General features: G+C 60.3%; 16 protein-coding genes and 1 tRNA gene. 10 read left to right on the forward strand and 7 right to left on the reverse strand.

All coding sequences use genetic code 11. The features are described from left to right. On the reverse strand, window positions 1–880 hold an 880-nt coding region (locus EN949_RS24520), incomplete at its 3' end, for a thiamine pyrophosphate-binding protein (protein ID WP_245472492.1). A gap of 214 nt (window positions 881–1,094) precedes the next feature. Between EN949_RS24520 and bhcR the strand changes: the two genes are divergently transcribed. Further along, window positions 1,095–1,916 (forward strand): HTH-type transcriptional regulator BhcR, encoded by an 822-nt coding sequence (gene bhcR / locus EN949_RS24525; RefSeq protein WP_063170248.1) that lies wholly within the window; start codon window positions 1,095–1,097, stop codon window positions 1,914–1,916. Here bhcR and EN949_RS24530 read toward each other — a convergent pair whose 3' ends face one another. The 4 genes from EN949_RS24530 to EN949_RS24545 form a co-directional block, all read right to left on the reverse strand. Continuing rightward, window positions 1,917–2,276, reverse strand: coding sequence for a hypothetical protein (locus tag EN949_RS24530; RefSeq protein WP_013531395.1), 360 nt, complete (start codon window positions 2,274–2,276; stop codon window positions 1,917–1,919). A gap of 186 nt (window positions 2,277–2,462) precedes the next feature. Further along, a complete protein-coding gene (locus tag EN949_RS24535; RefSeq protein ID WP_013531394.1) occupies window positions 2,463–2,768 on the reverse strand; it encodes a BA14K family protein in 306 nt (101 codons plus the stop codon). A gap of 558 nt (window positions 2,769–3,326) precedes the next feature. Next, window positions 3,327–3,545: a hypothetical protein gene (locus EN949_RS24540; RefSeq protein WP_127367528.1), complete on the reverse strand. Its 219-nt coding sequence runs from the start codon at window positions 3,543–3,545 to the stop codon at window positions 3,327–3,329. A gap of 164 nt (window positions 3,546–3,709) precedes the next feature. Continuing rightward, window positions 3,710–3,877 (reverse strand): hypothetical protein, encoded by a 168-nt coding sequence (locus tag EN949_RS24545; RefSeq protein ID WP_013531392.1) that lies wholly within the window; start codon window positions 3,875–3,877, stop codon window positions 3,710–3,712. 156 nt (window positions 3,878–4,033) lie between these two features. On the opposite strand from EN949_RS24545, the gene EN949_RS24550 reads away from it, so the two are divergent. From EN949_RS24550 to EN949_RS24585, 5 genes are all read left to right on the forward strand, one after another. Then, window positions 4,034–4,109: transfer RNA gene (locus EN949_RS24550), tRNA-Thr, on the forward strand. A 1,097-nt stretch (window positions 4,110–5,206) separates the two neighbouring features. After that, window positions 5,207–5,860, forward strand: coding sequence for an outer membrane beta-barrel protein (locus tag EN949_RS24560; RefSeq protein ID WP_013531390.1), 654 nt, complete (start codon window positions 5,207–5,209; stop codon window positions 5,858–5,860). 269 nt (window positions 5,861–6,129) lie between these two features. Further along, window positions 6,130–6,510, forward strand: a complete 381-nt coding sequence (locus EN949_RS24565; RefSeq protein WP_013531389.1) for a hypothetical protein — start codon at window positions 6,130–6,132, stop codon at window positions 6,508–6,510. A gap of 608 nt (window positions 6,511–7,118) precedes the next feature. Continuing rightward, complete coding sequence (locus tag EN949_RS24570) at window positions 7,119–7,826, forward strand: Crp/Fnr family transcriptional regulator (RefSeq protein ID WP_063168079.1); 708 nt, start codon at window positions 7,119–7,121, stop codon at window positions 7,824–7,826. A gap of 1,256 nt (window positions 7,827–9,082) precedes the next feature. Then, window positions 9,083–9,382, forward strand: coding sequence for a DUF1236 domain-containing protein (locus EN949_RS24585; RefSeq protein ID WP_013531386.1), 300 nt, complete (start codon window positions 9,083–9,085; stop codon window positions 9,380–9,382). 366 nt (window positions 9,383–9,748) lie between these two features. On the opposite strand, the gene EN949_RS24595 is transcribed toward EN949_RS24585, so the two are convergent. Together EN949_RS24595 and EN949_RS24600 are read right to left on the reverse strand one after the other, a co-directional pair. Next, window positions 9,749–10,318, reverse strand: a complete 570-nt coding sequence (locus EN949_RS24595; protein ID WP_127366391.1) for a DUF2569 family protein — start codon at window positions 10,316–10,318, stop codon at window positions 9,749–9,751. A gap of 124 nt (window positions 10,319–10,442) precedes the next feature. After that, window positions 10,443–11,057 carry a TetR/AcrR family transcriptional regulator gene (locus tag EN949_RS24600; RefSeq protein WP_013531384.1) on the reverse strand — a complete coding sequence of 205 codons (615 nt, stop codon included), beginning with the start codon at window positions 11,055–11,057 and terminating at the stop codon, window positions 10,443–10,445. Window positions 11,058–11,148: 91 nt separating this feature from the next. Between EN949_RS24600 and EN949_RS24605 the strand changes: the two genes are divergently transcribed. The 4 genes from EN949_RS24605 to EN949_RS24620 form a co-directional block, all read left to right on the forward strand. After that, complete coding sequence (locus EN949_RS24605) at window positions 11,149–12,240, forward strand: spermidine/putrescine ABC transporter substrate-binding protein (RefSeq protein ID WP_127366392.1); 1,092 nt, start codon at window positions 11,149–11,151, stop codon at window positions 12,238–12,240. Between the two features lie 13 nt (window positions 12,241–12,253). Further along, on the forward strand, window positions 12,254–13,135 hold the full coding sequence (locus EN949_RS24610; protein ID WP_127371015.1) for an ABC transporter permease: 882 nt from the start codon (window positions 12,254–12,256) through the stop codon (window positions 13,133–13,135). A 1-nt stretch (window position 13,136) separates the two neighbouring features. After that, complete coding sequence (locus EN949_RS24615) at window positions 13,137–13,919, forward strand: ABC transporter permease (RefSeq protein ID WP_013531381.1); 783 nt, start codon at window positions 13,137–13,139, stop codon at window positions 13,917–13,919. Continuing rightward, on the forward strand, window positions 13,916–14,189 hold a 274-nt coding region (locus tag EN949_RS24620), incomplete at its 3' end, for an ATP-binding cassette domain-containing protein (protein WP_127371801.1). The genes EN949_RS24615 and EN949_RS24620, both read left to right, overlap by 4 nt.

The raw sequence follows: 14,189 nt of genomic DNA on the forward strand, positions 1-14,189 counted from the left end.
TGGTATAGACATCGACGGAGCCGGTGTGACGGTTGGCCCAGCGGTTGCCGATGCCGAAGACGAAATCGGCTTCCAGCATCGTCGCATTGCCATAGCGGTGCGAGGTCTGCAGCCCGCACATGCCGGCCATCAGCCGGTGGTCGTCGGGGATCGCGCCCCAGCCCATCAAGGTCGGGATGACCGGCACGCCTGAAATTTCCGCGAATTCGATCAGCAGGTCCGACGCATCGGCGTTTATGATGCCGCCGCCGGCGACGATCAGCGGCTTTTCGGCGGCGTTGAGCATCGTCAACGCCTTTTCGGCCTGGGCGCGCGTCATGGCCGGCTTGAACGGCGTCAACGGCTCATAGGCATCGATGTCGAATTCGATCTCGGCCAGCTGGACGTCGACCGGCAGGTCGATCAGCACCGGACCCGGCCGCGACGAGCGCATCAGGTGAAAGGCCTTCTGCAGCGCCATGGGGACGAGATAGGGCTCCATGACCGTGACCGCCCATTTGGCGACCGGCGCGGCAATGGCTGATATGTCGACGGCCTGGAAATCCTCCTTGTTCAGCCGCGCCCGCGGCGCCTGGCCGGTGATGCACAGGATCGGAATGGAATCCGCAGCGGCCGAATAGAGCCCGGTGATCATGTCGGTGCCGGCCGGACCCGAAGTGCCGATGCACAGGCCGATATTGCCTGCCTTGGCCCGGGTAAAGCCTTCCGCCATGTGCGAGGCGCCCTCGACGTGACGGGCAAGCACGTGGCGGATCGTTCCCCTCGCCTTCAGCGCCGAATAGAACGGATTGATCGCCGCGCCCGGCACGCCGAAAGCGCAGGAAATGCCTTCCTTTTCGAGAACGAGAACCGCGGCATCGACAGCGCGCATCCTGGCCATTTTCCAGCCCTCCACGGGTTTGTCATTGTTGGATTGGCTGAGGATGCCAGCACGCCGGCTATTTTTCAATTTTTTCAGAATATTTTTTCATTTAGAGAAAACAACGGCTATATGCTGATTTTATTGGATTTTCCGTTTTCTAGGAATCCGGCCTGCGATTTTAGTGAAAAACTTTTTCATTGTGCATTTGGCGAGATCGGTCGAGAATGGCGCCATGGAAACCACGGAAAAACGCCAGCGCGGCCGGCCGCGCGCTTTCAATGGGCCCTCGGAGGCCAGTTCGGTGCAGTCGCTCGATCGGGCGCTGAGAATCCTGGCCATTGTCGCGGAAGGCAGCGGCCTGTCGCTGAGCGAGATATCGGCGCAGAGCGGGCTTGCCGCCTCCACCGCCTACCGCATGCTGACGACGCTGCAAAACCACGGAATGGTCGAATTCGACACATCAGACCAGCTGTGGTCGATCGGCGTCGAGACCTACCGTATGGGCGCGGCCTTCCTGCGCCGCCGCAAGCTGGTCGACCGCGCGCGTGTCGTCATGCAGGAGCTGATGGAGAGAACCGGCGAGACCGCCAATCTCGGCGTCGCCGAGGACGATTGCGTGGTCTTCGTCAGCCAGGTCGAGACGCATCAGGCGATCCGCGCCTTCTTCCGGCCGGGCACGCGCAGCCCCTTCCATGCGTCCGGCATCGGCAAGGCGGTGCTGGCGCATCTCGAGCCGGAGCGCGTCGGAACCATGCTGCGCAAGGCAGGCCTGCAGCGCTTCACCGACAGGACGCTGTCCGACATTTCGGCGCTTGCCCACGATCTGGCGCGGATCAAGCAGCGCGGCTGGTCGGTCGACGACGAGGAGCGGCACCCCGGCATGCGCTGCGTGGCAGCCGCCATCTTCAACGAATTCGGCGAGCCGATCGGCGGCGTTTCCGTGTCGGGACCGACGGTGCGGGTGACGCCGGAGCGGCTGGCCGAGATCGGCCCGCTGGTGCGCGATGCGGCAGCCGAGGTGACCAGGATGATCGGCGGCGTGCGAGCCGGCTGATCAGCCCGCCCCGGGCAGCGCGCTCCTGGTCGCGATATCGAAGAAATCGAGAAGGATGGCCATGCCGACGCCGCAGGCGGTGAATATCAGGCCGGCCATGAAGATGCGGTTGGCGCGTTCATAGATGCGCCGCTGCAGGCATTTCGTGTCGAGCAGCAGCGAGAGCGCCCGCATCTGCAAGGCAATGCCGGCCAGGATCGGCAGGACGGCGACAAGATGGTAGGTCTGCCACGGGATCGGGTTGGCGGCCCAATGGGTGATGAAGCCCAGCGAAAACGCCAGCAGGATGCCGACGGTGGTGACGGTGCCGTTGCGGAAAACCGTTTCGACCAGGTCTTCCCTGGGGTCCTGCTCGTCCAAGGGTCTCTCCCCGCGTTTCGCGGTCCAGGATAGACGCTCGGAAAATCTCTGTACACTGTCCGATCTGTCGCCGGACCAATCCCTTCAGTTCTGCGCTGAAGCGGCCGATGGAGCACGCACCGCTACCATCCAGACAACAGAAGAGGGGCTCGCATGGGCCCCTCTGTTGCTGAACGGGTCCTCCCCTCAGAGACGGCAATAGTGGCGGTATCCGTCGTGGCCGAGATAGGTATCGGAGTCCGCGTCGTAGCTGGCATAGCGATCGTAGCAGCGGCGGACATGCCACGAGCCACCGCCTTCGTCGACATAGACGGTGCGCGGCTGGGCGAGCAGGCTGCCGAGGACGAAGCCGCCGACGCCGGCAGCAATGCCGATGCCGATTTCGCGGTTGTGGTGATGGCTGTGGGCGGCCGAAGGCTGCACGGTGCCGGCCAGCGTGGCGGCGGCGACGGCGGTGGCGATAAGGCCGGAAACGAGTGTGTTCTTGAACATGACGATCTCCTTGCTTCGTTGACCGAGGCGATCCATCCGCCTCTTGATCATCTGTCGTCACAGCCAGGAAAAAGGTTCGAACTTTTTTGATTTTTCTGGAGCTGGGAAATCGGATGGACCGAGGTCCACGCTGACGGCGACTGGAAAGGGTTGGCGAGGACGTTGATGCGGCCAATCTCCCCCACTTGCTGGGGGCTATGCCACGCACATATCTGCTATGACTGGGGTGACTGATCGGCCCGAGGCCCGATTGCCGGGTGGGTCCCCCAATCCGTCGCTGCTTCGCAGCGCCACCTTCCCCCCTCCGGAGGGAAAGGAAAGGAGCGTTGGTGGGCGAGCGTTGGCTCGGCGAAGCCGAGACGGAGCGGGACCAGCGCCGCATAGGCAATGCATGCGCCAAGCTGCCATGCACTCTATCGCCAAAGACCAGTTGCTTGGAAATGTGTGCATGCCGTAGCTTGCCGGGGATCAGCAGCTTTGCCGCCCTACTTCACAAGGTGATCGCCGAACGCAAAAAGGGCGGCCGAAGCCGCCCTCTTGGGGAATTGGGTCCCTCCATCAAAGGAAAATGATCACCCTGCCGTGCCTGTGGTGATGGTTGTGGTGGTGGTTGTAGTGCTTCCACCAGAACTTCTTGAAGTGCTTCTTGTGATGGTTGTGGTGGTGATGATGATGGCCATGCATGCCGTGGGCTGACGACGTGCCGACAGTGCCGGCGAGCGCGCCGGCGGCGACGAAGATGGCGACGAGGCCCGAGGTAAGAGTGCGCTTGAACATGATGATCTCCTGGATCTTTTGATCGAGGCGACCCATTCGCCTCTGACCATCAGTCGGCGCGGCGCAGGAAAAGGTTCGATAGGTGGAGGAGATTTTTTGTGGGGCGCCGCTGACGCCAGCGCAGCGACGGCAAGGACACCAATGACCCGTCGCCCCCTATTCCCTCACCCCATCCCCGTGACATGGCGCAGCCAGAAAGCCAGCGCGATGAAACCGATGATGGTGGTGACGCCGGTCCAGTCGACATTGGCCTTCTTCACGTCGCTGATGATCTTCACCAGCAGCATCCAGGCCACGAAGATGATCGGAAGAATGATGACAAATCTGATCATGCGACACCCCTGCTCGAAGCGATTGCACCCTTCCCTAGATGTAGGAAGCAATCCGGCGGTTTTCAGGATGCCCTCGCCGACGGCCCATGCGGCATGCCGGGAAAAAACGGAGTTTTGTCTTTACTGGCGCAACAAATATGCTAACCGGAGCGCCGTGCCCTTGTAGCTCAGCTGGTAGAGCAGCGGTTTTGTAAACCGAAGGTCGGCGGTTCGATTCCGTCCGGGGGCACCAGCACAATGCAAAAACCATGACATTTTCAAAAGCTTAGAAAACAAGGTTCGGGTTCGATCCACCGCTTATCCACCTGGAATTTTCATTTGCCAACGCGAGTATCCGCCCCAGAGCATCACCGTATCCGGATCATCCTCTTCGTCCTCCTCCGGCTCGTAAGGTTCCCGCGCCACCAGCAAATCGATTCGCCTAAGGTCAGTCCCTCCCATTGGCGCATCGAGCGAGAGCGTTTTGAAGGTGTCATATTTGTGGATAGTGTGCTTGGTGCTAGGTTGCCAAATATTCAGCCTGGCTCAGATTTGGGAATATTGGGGGGACGTCACTTTGATCCGCATTTTGGTCGCACTCGCCGCCGCAATTTGCTTCGCGTCTTCGGCGGCTTCGGCAGGACAGGACAATATCCACTTCCTGGTCGGGATGCCCGATGCCAAGTTAAATTTGGCCGCTAAAATGGCAGGTAACCTCAACGGCGTTATGCAAAGGTGCCGGCTGAGGCCTACAGAAGATGGAAAAGCTATCATTGCTGTCCCTGTGCTTTTGTACGAGGGGATTAGAAAAACACCTGACGCCTAATCCTCCTAAGTTCCGGAAGGCCATTCGCACCTATGAAAGAGCTTACGCCATGGCGGTCCAGAGAGCGGGAAATTGCCAGGCTGAGAAGGCCAAATACCCGGGACTTTCCCGATAGATGGCTGAGAAGGGACCCGGACATTGGGCGAGTCACCGCCCTGCGCGCCGCCGCCTAACTATGGCGTCGACGGCATCCTTCCTGATTGCTGCGGATTGAGCCGTCCGGTATACCCATCGGCATTCTTCGCGAACACAGCTGCAAGCCTGATCCGTGCGGCAGCGGCTTCATTGAAGATCAGAACGGCACCCTTCCACGCTCAGCACTTGAATTTCTCGATAATGCCCGCATCGAAGCCTGACGCGGAAGTATTGAGCTCTTCGAGGGATGCCTGCTTGCACCGGCCATCCCGATACCTATTTCGCCGAATTCAGGCGCAGCAACTTAGCCTACGGGTGTGACTTCCTAGCTATATACAAAGTTGCAGGCTCATCGATATAAGGCGATTGGCGATTTTGATGGGGATTTCATGAAAGCTTTTTTGCTCGCTTCATTCGTTGCGCTTTCCGCGGCTCCGGCCATGGCTGCCGATATGACGATCGCTCCTGTCGATACCCCTGAATGGACCTGGCAAGGGCCATACGCCGGCGTGTTCGGTGCCGGAACGTTGGAACACTACAAGATCTATGGACCGGGCGCCCAGGCTGGCGCAACGCATAATGTCGGCTCGGCAACGGTCGGCGGCTTTGCAGGCTATAACCTCCAATCCGGCAAGATTGTCTATGGCGTCGAAGGCGAGCTTGGCTACCGCTTCAAGAAGAACACCTTCGACGATATTCCAGGCCCAGGCGTCCTTGACGCCTCCACAGGTTTGTTCGGATCCGTAAAGGGTCGCGTTGGCATGGACATGGGAGCCTACATGCCGTTCGTCACGGCTGGTGTAACCGCTGCAAAGCTGAAGACATTCTACCCAGGTGGAAACGCTGAGCGGGATGCCACCTTGGTCGGTGGTGTTGTTGGAGCAGGCATCGACGTCGCGCTCACACACAACGTGTTCTTGCGCGGCGAATACGACTTCTCCTTCTTCGGCAAGAAGTCGCTTGAATATTGTGGCGGCGGATGCACGCTGGAACACACGCTTCAGACGCACGATTTCCGCGTCGGCATCGCGATGAAGTTCTAACTGTTCAGCGCGTCTCCGACTTTGACGCCCTCCGCGGGAATGGCAAGACCAAGGTCCAGCTTGTGAATGGCATTCCGCGGGCGCAATGTCGCCGCGAACCCGACGGCTAGGGGCCTGGATCGCAAATAGTTTGCCGTTCAGGCCCTTCGTTCGTTCGGGACCATGCCCATCTGCGCGCCATCCCTTCGTACCAAACCGTATGTTGAATCCTTCTTGGGTCACGCGTGACAAGAGAGTAAATAAATCCTTTCGCAGGAAGGGAGGCCGCGATGGCAGAAACGCATATAGAAGTCGCACGCGCGGTTATAGAAACCAGCTTTCGGTTGCGGCACCATTCCCTGGCCGGAACTGCCTCATTTCGCCGTGATATGGACCACTCCCGACGCGCAATCGAGGCCTCGCGCGAACTGCTCAAGCGCCTTCGCCAACGTCATCGCGATGACATGGCCCGGGAGGGAGATCCGGAGCCAGGTCCTGTTGCCGTCTCGGCCTTCGATGCCGACATTCTCCGCTCGGCGTTTCGAAACCTGGTCAGGGAAACAGGCGTTCCCGAGTGTGAATGGCGCCACCTGGCTGAAAGCCTGGTCCGCGAATATGTCGGGTGCGAGCAGGTTAACGTTGGCTTGTTGGACTGGATTACCCACAAGTAGTCAGCGGTATAAATTGCGTACCAACGCAAAACAGCCCGCCCCGCCCACATTGCCGGTAACACGAAACGGGCTGCGGAAGCCCGCATGCGATGCTTCCTGCAATCCAACTTTGGGCGAGTACGGATGTTCCGTTAGTTTCTGCTGAAAGGCGGTACATTCTGCTGCCGTGGCCATTCGACAGTCACTGGTAGGGTAGACCCGCCGCTCCATTTGCGAAGCGACGGGCTCTCGCCCACCCCATACCTGTGAAAGCAATTTAGATGCCAAACTTTTGACCCGTTATGGGGCACAGCCGTCGCCTTGCCAGTCGGTCGGTCGCCCTCTCGTCGCTCTGCCTCGACATTGATAACCATGTACATCATGCCGGCTCGTTGGCTGCGATCACAAATTGTCGGATTCGTACGAAGCAGAGTTCTGTACGATTCCAACCCTGTAACTTTGTACACCCCTGTTTTGTAATTCGGCGGCTGAGGGGACGCCGTGCATCAGGTTGCATTTCACTGTCAATCGCGCGCCAGAGGGCGTATATTTTTTAAATCGTCTGCACGTGTCTACGGGCGCAGACGGCAGGGAGATTGGAAAGCTCTTGCCCCAAGCGGGATTGAGCTATGACCAATCCAGAGAACGATTCCTACAGAAACCAATTGTTGCGCAGGCTTGACCCTGGTGACCTGGGGCTTTTGCAGCCACACCTTGAACTGTGTGACCTCGAGCCGAAAATGACCTTAGAGAAAGCCGATTCGGAGATCGAGACGGTGTACTTCCTGGAGGACGGCATCGCTTCTGTGGTCGCGACGGCTTCAGGTAAGGAAGCCGAGGTGGGCCTTGTCGGCTTTGAGGGAATGACCGGTGCCGCGCTCGTGATGGGCGCTGACTATGCAGCGCATCAATGCTACGTTCAGTCGGCCGGCAGCGCTTTCAGGATGGGAACCGAGCCCTTCAAGGAGGCTCTTGCGAACAGCCCAACGTTGCGCCTTTTCCTGTTGCGCTATGTCCACTACTTCCACATCCAGACCAGCTATACGGCCCTGATCAACGCAAAATCAAACCTTGAAGAGCGGTTGGCGCGCTGGCTTCTAATGTGTGACGATCGGGTCCACGGCGAGCGCCTTGCGATCACCCATGAGTTTCTCGCCGTCATGCTTGGAGCAAGACGCCCAGGCGTTACCGTTGGGCTGCAAGTTCTGGAAGGACGTGGTTTCATCTATTCTCGACGTGGCGAAGTGCACATCAGGGACCGCAGCGGACTTGCAGCCTGCGCAAACGGCACCTACGGCAAGCCAGAAGCCGATTACGTTCGGCTAGTTGGATTATAGCGCTCCAAGCATGCCGGACGTAGGCCGCGGTGATCCAAGCACCTGCGCCTCGCGCCAGCAATACAGCCCGTCCCGCCCACATTGCCGGTGACACGAAACGGCTGCGGAAGCCGCGATCCGATGCGATTGCAATCCAACCCTGGGCGCGCACGGATGTCCCGCAAGCTTCATATCCCGTGCGTCAGCACAAGATAAATAGCGGGGACGAGCATCAACCAGCCGCTCAGTCCAAGAACCACCAAGATGGCCATGCGCTCTGTTCGCCTGACAAGGTCGGCAATGTTTTCTTTGTCCGGCAAAGCGACGGAGGCCACAAACCCGGGCGCACGATCATCGTTGCCATTTCCCGGTTGGTTCGCGCTGCCACTCTCATTCGATCTCTGGACCAATGTCATTGTGATCGTTCACCGAAAAGAATCTAAACCGGCCCGTTCTCGGCGCGTGAGCCGGAACGGGCCGAGGCGGGAAATCAGTTAAAATCGAAGGACGACCGAAGGACCACGTCGGCGGTAGCACCGGACGCGACGGCGACCATGCCGCCAATAACTGCGGCAAACCCGTCTCCAGCCCCGCCGGCGGCGGTGGGGACGGTAGTGCCAGTCCCGATGGTAGACTTGCTGCACTTCTGCCTGTGCGTCTTCTTCAAAGGTCTCTGTTTGTGGCGTCTCAAGTTCATCGAGGATGCCGTGTCCGGCCCCTGGAACACCCGCCATTGCGTCAGTTGGGCGGACAGCGCTTGCAAGGGCCGCTGCCCCGGCAACGCCAAACATTGCAGTCAAGAAGGATCGCCGATCCATAATAAACCTCCCAAGGTACATGTGCTAGAAATGCGCCCACGCCTGCCGAATGAGCATGCATGGGCGCACGGTGAAATACAGGACCCGCCCGCCGTCGAAGCAGCTCACGGGTCCTGCGCAGGAAGGGACGTAGCTGCGCCGATCCACGCCATGTCAGCCAAGAACGACCCCCATCACCAGGAAGGTGATGGCTGTTGCGAAAATCGGTGCGAGCAACCATCGCGCCTGGCCGACACTTTTTTCCACTGTTTCTCTCCGAATTGGAGAGACAACAACCTTTAGGCCTAAGCCGTTCCGCCTACTCCCAACGGGTAAGACCATTGCGTTTTCCAACCAGACTTTGGTCCTGCGCGGATTCAGACAGAGGCCCGTATGAGGAACGTTTGGCCTGGCGACGTGTTCGGGTGGCTGGCGCCCAGCCGATCGTGCTGCCGCCAGGTTACAAGAGGAGAAAAACAAATGAGGATGCACCTAAGCAGCGCCGCTGCGGCGCTCTTGCTGTTGGCCAGCGTCGGCGCGGTTGCGGCACAGGATGTGGTTATCACACCGGAACAGGACACCGTCGTCCGCGAATACGTGAAGAAGCAACCCTTGGCTTCTGTGAAGCTTCCGGGGGTGGAGTTGAATGTCGGCACGGCTCTGCCAGACACGGTCGAACTCCACGAGGTTCCCAACGTCAAATACCGCTATACGGTGGTCGACAACCGAACGGTTTTGGTGGACCCGAGCACACGCAAGATTGTGAAAGTCTACGACTGAAACTTCGAACCGGCCAGGCCCGCCGGCAGGGATGCCGGCGGGTTGCGCTCGTCAGATCGCCACTCAATCGGACAAATGAAAATGATGAACCCTGAAGTCGAGACGTCGCAAGCGCTCGTGGCGCGCCTGGTTGATCTCCAGGCGAGAGCGCGGGCAGCACGTATAAATGAGGCCGAAATAAAGACCTTCCAAAAGGTCGCAGCCGTCACGGATGATGGTCGAGGTCGGTCGGCTCAGGATCTGGCCGTTCCAGGTTCGATGGCGACATAGTGGTGCACGAGGTCACACCCCAATCGCCGCCACAAGAATTCGGTTCTGCCCGCGGATCGCCGCGCGCAGTTCCAACATTCCAAGTTGTGCCTTCTTCTACGACGCGCCAGCAACCTGGGTGGATGCCCCAACCCTGGTGAAGGTGTTCCGCACCCTGACGGACTTGTAGACGTAGGCGACCCAGAGCCCTATCAGCACAAACGAGACTATGTACGTCGCAAGCGCCTCGCCAGTGACCACTTTCCGAACCGAAACCCCGATCGCGGTGGAGACCCAGATCGCGTCCAGTATGACCGCCACCGGGATTGCGAGCCATTGGATGAGAAACAACTGCTTGAACCGAAGGCTCCGCCTCAGCATGGCAACGAGCACCACAAGCTGAAACACCATAAATGCCAGCAGCAGGGCAACCTCGCCATAGACCACCATGGGTCCATTCGGCACCAGCATGAGCTGGTTGTAGCCATCGCTGGAGGCCCCCAATTCGGCGAGTGTGCGCAGCGGTGACAATGCCTGACCGATAGCCAGCAGCATCAGCCAGCCGCCGAAGCCCACAAGAGTCTCAGGATTCTGCGACGGCTTCGCGGCCGATCGAACAGCAAAGAAAACAGGCACGCCGATCAACAGCAGCATGATCGCCCAATGCCAGATGGAAAACGCCCCCATTTACCCCTCTCCTTTTTATGCCCCTTTAAGTTGTACAAGGTTTTAGATTCAACTCAAGAGGCGAGCCCTCGTGTGAATGAAGTTATGTCGAACCGACGATTTCTCCTGTCTGCTCCTGACTCCTTCACACCCCGATCGCCGCCACCAAAATCCGGTTCTGCCTTCGGATCGCCGCGCGCAGCTCCGGTATTTTCGCCGCGTCGCGCTTCACGAATTCGATGAACATCATGTTCATGTTGTTGAAGATCAGTTCGCCGAGCGCTGCTCCGTCGATGTCCTGCCGCACCAGGCCGAGCGCCTGCAGGCGGGCGATCAGGGCGCGGATCTGTTCGGTCAGCGCGCGGTCGAGCGCGGTGTAGGCCTGGCCGAACGGGCTGTCGGGCAGTTGCGTCGAGATCGCCATTGCCTGCCGCCACATCTCCTTGCTGAGATAGTGCAGCGAGTGCTCGATGTAGATGCCGATCAGCGTATCCAGCGCATCGCCGACATTGGCCGGCGGCCTGGCGACGACGCCCTGCCCGGCATTCAGCACCTCATTGACCTCCAGCGAGACGATGGCGCCGAGGATGTCGCCCTTGTTCTCATAGTAGTTGTAGATGGTGCCGACCGAGACCTCGGCCTGCGTGGCGATCGCCTCTATCTTGGCGCCCTCATAGCCGGCCTCTCGAAACAGTTCCGCCGCCGCTTCGATGATGCGCCTGTGCCGGTCCGCCTTTTGCCTTGCCCGCAATCCGCTCATTCCAGCCTCTTGCCACAAAAACAGAATTGACTCAATTTTAGAATTGGTTCAATTTTTTGCAAGAAGCCACAAAGGCAAGGGAGAACACTCGATGTCCGCACATTCCAAGACCATGAATTCGCTTTCCATGTTGAAGAGCCATCTGCATGCTGCGTGCGCGGCCGCGGCGCTGTTGCTCGCAGCCGGCAGCGCTGTCCAGGCCGCCGACCTCAACGCGCTGATCTGGTGCGATCATGCCGATCCAGCACTGCTGCAGCCCTTCGAGGAGGCCAATGGCGTCAAGGTCAACGTCAAGGAATTCGAGGGCACCGGCGCTGGCCTCGCCATCGTCGAACAGTCACAGCCGGGCGACTGGGACGTGATGGTGATCGATTCGATCGACGTGCCGCGCGGCGTCGAAAAAGGCCTGTTCGAGCCGCTGCCGGAAGACAAGCTGCCGCTGGCCGACCTGTTTGCGCAGGTGAAGATGGACGGCTCCACCATGGTCGGCGGCAAGCGCTACGGCATCACCGAAAAGTTCGGCTACAACACGATCGGCTACAACAAGACCAAGGTCGACCCGGCCGACATGCAGTCGATGGCGGCCCTGACCGGCGACAAGTGCAAGGGCAAGGTCGCCATCTACGACTACTACCTGCCGGTCATCGGCATGGCCGCACTGGCGATCGGCAAGAAGACGGCCGATCTCACCGAAGCCGACCTGCCCGCCCTCAAGGACGAGCTCTTGAAGATGAAAGCCAATGCCAAGCTGGTCGGCGAAGTGACCGCCAGCCAGACGGCGCTGGCGACGGGCGAGGTCGACATACTGGTCGGCGGCGGCGAATGGGTGACGGCGGGCCTGGCCAAGGAAAACCCGGCGCTGGACTTCTCCATCCCGAAAGAAGGTGCGGTTCTGTGGTCGCAGTCGCTGGCCATGTTCAAGGATTCCAGGAACAAGGACATGGCGCTGAAGTTCATCCAGTACATTATGAGCCCGGAGGGCCAGGCGCGGCTTGCCACCTCCTCCTGCTACTGGGGCATGCCGGCCAACACCAAGGCAGCACTGACCGACGACCAGAAGAAGGTGCTGCGCTTCGACGAACAGCCGGGCTTCCTGACGCGTGCCCAGGCCTATCCGGCGCCGAACGCCGATCTCGACAAGAAGATGCAGGACATGTGGACCGAAATGCTGCAGGCGAAATGAGCCGATAGCGCTCATGAGCTCGGCTGGAAACAACCCCTTGCCCCGGGCGGGCCATACCCTGCCCCGGGCGAGCTCTGCTCTGCCCTGGGCGCTGGTCACGCCGGCGCTCGGCTGGACGCTGCTGTTCTTCGTGCTGCCGTTCATTGCCATGGGGTTTTCCAGCCTGACGGCGCATGAGGGCGGCGGCTTCACGCTGTCCAACTACAGCCAGTTCTTCACCAACCCTTCCTACTGGCAGGCGATGGTGAACTCGCTTGAGGTGACCGCGATCGTCACCGTGGTCTCGGTGCTGCTCGCCTATCCCTTCGCCTGGATCCTCGCCGAACAGGTGCCGGAGCGCTGGCAGCGGCTGGCGCTGATGCTGGCGGTGCTGCCGTTCTGGACCTCCTATGTCGTGCGCTCCTATTCCTGGCTGCTGGTGCTGGTGCAGAACGGCGTCGTAAACCGGGCGCTGACCGGCTCGGGCCTCATCAGCGAGCCTGTGCATCTCGCCAACACGCGTTTCGCCACCATCACCGGCTTCGTGCACTTCTTCGTCATGTTGTTGACGCTGACGATCTTCGCCAATCTCAAGCAGCTCAGCCCCAGCTACCGCAAGGCGGCCGCCGATCTCGGCGCCGGGCCGGTGCGAACCTTCCTGCATGTCGTGCTGCCGCTGACCTTGCCCGGCATCATGGTCGGCGCCTTCCTCACTTTCGTGCTGTGCATCGGCGACTACATCACGCCGCAGATCCTGGGCGGCAACAACGAGCTGCTGATGCCGCAGCTGGTGATGATGCAGATCGGCCGGCGCGGCGACTTTCCGCTGGCCTCGGCGCTGTCGATCATCCTGATGGCGGTGGTCACCATCGCCTATCTCGCCTGCGCCCGCTGGCTGAAGATCGAGCGGGCCTGAGATGCGCAGGATTGTCCGCATCGCCTCCTGGCTCTACGCGCTTGCCGTCTACGGCTTCATCTTCCTGCCCGTGATCGTGCTGGTGCTGTTTTCGCTGCAGGCGACGTCGTTCCCGATCCCGCCCTTCACCGGCCCGTCGCTGCGCTGGTACGACGCAGTGCTCTCGGACCCACGGCTGACTTCGGCGTTGGTCAATTCGCTGCTGGTCGCGTCCATCTCGTCGCTCGCCGCCGTGACGCTCGGCTTCCTTTCCGCCTGGGGCTTTGCCCGCTTCGTCCTGCCCGGCTCCGGCCTGCTGCGCGGGCTGATCACCCTGCCGCTGACGGTCAGCTATCTCATCATCGGCATGGGGCTGCTGGTGCTGTTCAACTGGGCCGGCGTACCGAAATCCTTGCTTGCCGCCGGCATCGGCCATGTCGTGATCAATCTGCCGCTGTGCTTTGCCATCATCTACAGCCAGATGGGGGACCACCAGATCAACATCGAGCGCGCCGCGCGCGACCTCGGCGCGCCGGAATGGAAGGTGCTGCTGTTGATCACCGTGCCGGTCATGGCGCCGGCCATCTTCGCCGGCTTCTTCCTGTCGATGACCTTCTCCTGGGACGAATTCGTGATCTCCTTCCTGCTCACCCGCTTCGACACCACGCTGCCGGTCGAGATCTGGAACCTGCTGCGTTCCGGCCTCAATCCCAAGACCAATGCCGTCGGCTCGCTGGTCTTCGCCGTCTCCATCGTGCTGGTGGTGTTTTTTGAACTGACATTGCTTCGGAGAAAGCCCGCATGAGCGCGCCCCTCGTCGACATCAGCAGTGTCTCGCATCGCTTCGGCCAGCACACCGTGCTGAAGGATGTCTCGCTGCAGATCGAGCCCGGCAGCTACACGATCCTGCTCGGGCCGTCCGGCTCCGGCAAGACGACGCTCTTGTCCATTCTGGGCGGCTTCGTCACCCCTAGCGAAGGCAAGGTGTTCATCCGTGGCGAGGATTGCACGTCGGTGCCGCCGGCCAAGCGGCCGACGACGACGGTGTTCCAGGACTATGCGCTGTTCCCACATA

The organism is Mesorhizobium sp. M7A.F.Ca.US.007.01.2.1, assembly GCF_003998165.1.
Taxonomy (GTDB): Bacteria; Pseudomonadota; Alphaproteobacteria; order Rhizobiales; family Rhizobiaceae; genus Mesorhizobium; species Mesorhizobium ciceri.

Excerpts from the sequence above, each read along its gene's own strand:
- EN949_RS24610 (WP_127371015.1), top strand. The coding sequence starts at position 12,254 with ATGAGCTCGGCTGGAAACAACCCCTTGCCCCGGGCGGGCCATACCCTG.
- EN949_RS24545 (WP_013531392.1), bottom strand. The coding sequence starts at position 3,877 with ATGATCAGATTTGTCATCATTCTTCCGATCATCTTCGTGGCCTGGATG.
- EN949_RS24570 (WP_063168079.1), top strand. The coding sequence starts at position 7,119 with ATGACCAATCCAGAGAACGATTCCTACAGAAACCAATTGTTGCGCAGG.
- EN949_RS24595 (WP_127366391.1), bottom strand. The coding sequence starts at position 10,318 with ATGGGGGCGTTTTCCATCTGGCATTGGGCGATCATGCTGCTGTTGATC.
- EN949_RS24615 (WP_013531381.1), top strand. The coding sequence starts at position 13,137 with ATGCGCAGGATTGTCCGCATCGCCTCCTGGCTCTACGCGCTTGCCGTC.
- EN949_RS24560 (WP_013531390.1), top strand. The coding sequence starts at position 5,207 with ATGAAAGCTTTTTTGCTCGCTTCATTCGTTGCGCTTTCCGCGGCTCCG.
- EN949_RS24585 (WP_013531386.1), top strand. The coding sequence starts at position 9,083 with ATGAGGATGCACCTAAGCAGCGCCGCTGCGGCGCTCTTGCTGTTGGCC.
- EN949_RS24600 (WP_013531384.1), bottom strand. The coding sequence starts at position 11,057 with ATGAGCGGATTGCGGGCAAGGCAAAAGGCGGACCGGCACAGGCGCATC.
- EN949_RS24535 (WP_013531394.1), bottom strand. The coding sequence starts at position 2,768 with ATGTTCAAGAACACACTCGTTTCCGGCCTTATCGCCACCGCCGTCGCC.
- EN949_RS24565 (WP_013531389.1), top strand. The coding sequence starts at position 6,130 with ATGGCAGAAACGCATATAGAAGTCGCACGCGCGGTTATAGAAACCAGC.
- EN949_RS24540 (WP_127367528.1), bottom strand. The coding sequence starts at position 3,545 with ATGTTCAAGCGCACTCTTACCTCGGGCCTCGTCGCCATCTTCGTCGCC.
- EN949_RS24605 (WP_127366392.1), top strand. The coding sequence starts at position 11,149 with ATGTCCGCACATTCCAAGACCATGAATTCGCTTTCCATGTTGAAGAGC.
- bhcR (WP_063170248.1), top strand. The coding sequence starts at position 1,095 with ATGGAAACCACGGAAAAACGCCAGCGCGGCCGGCCGCGCGCTTTCAAT.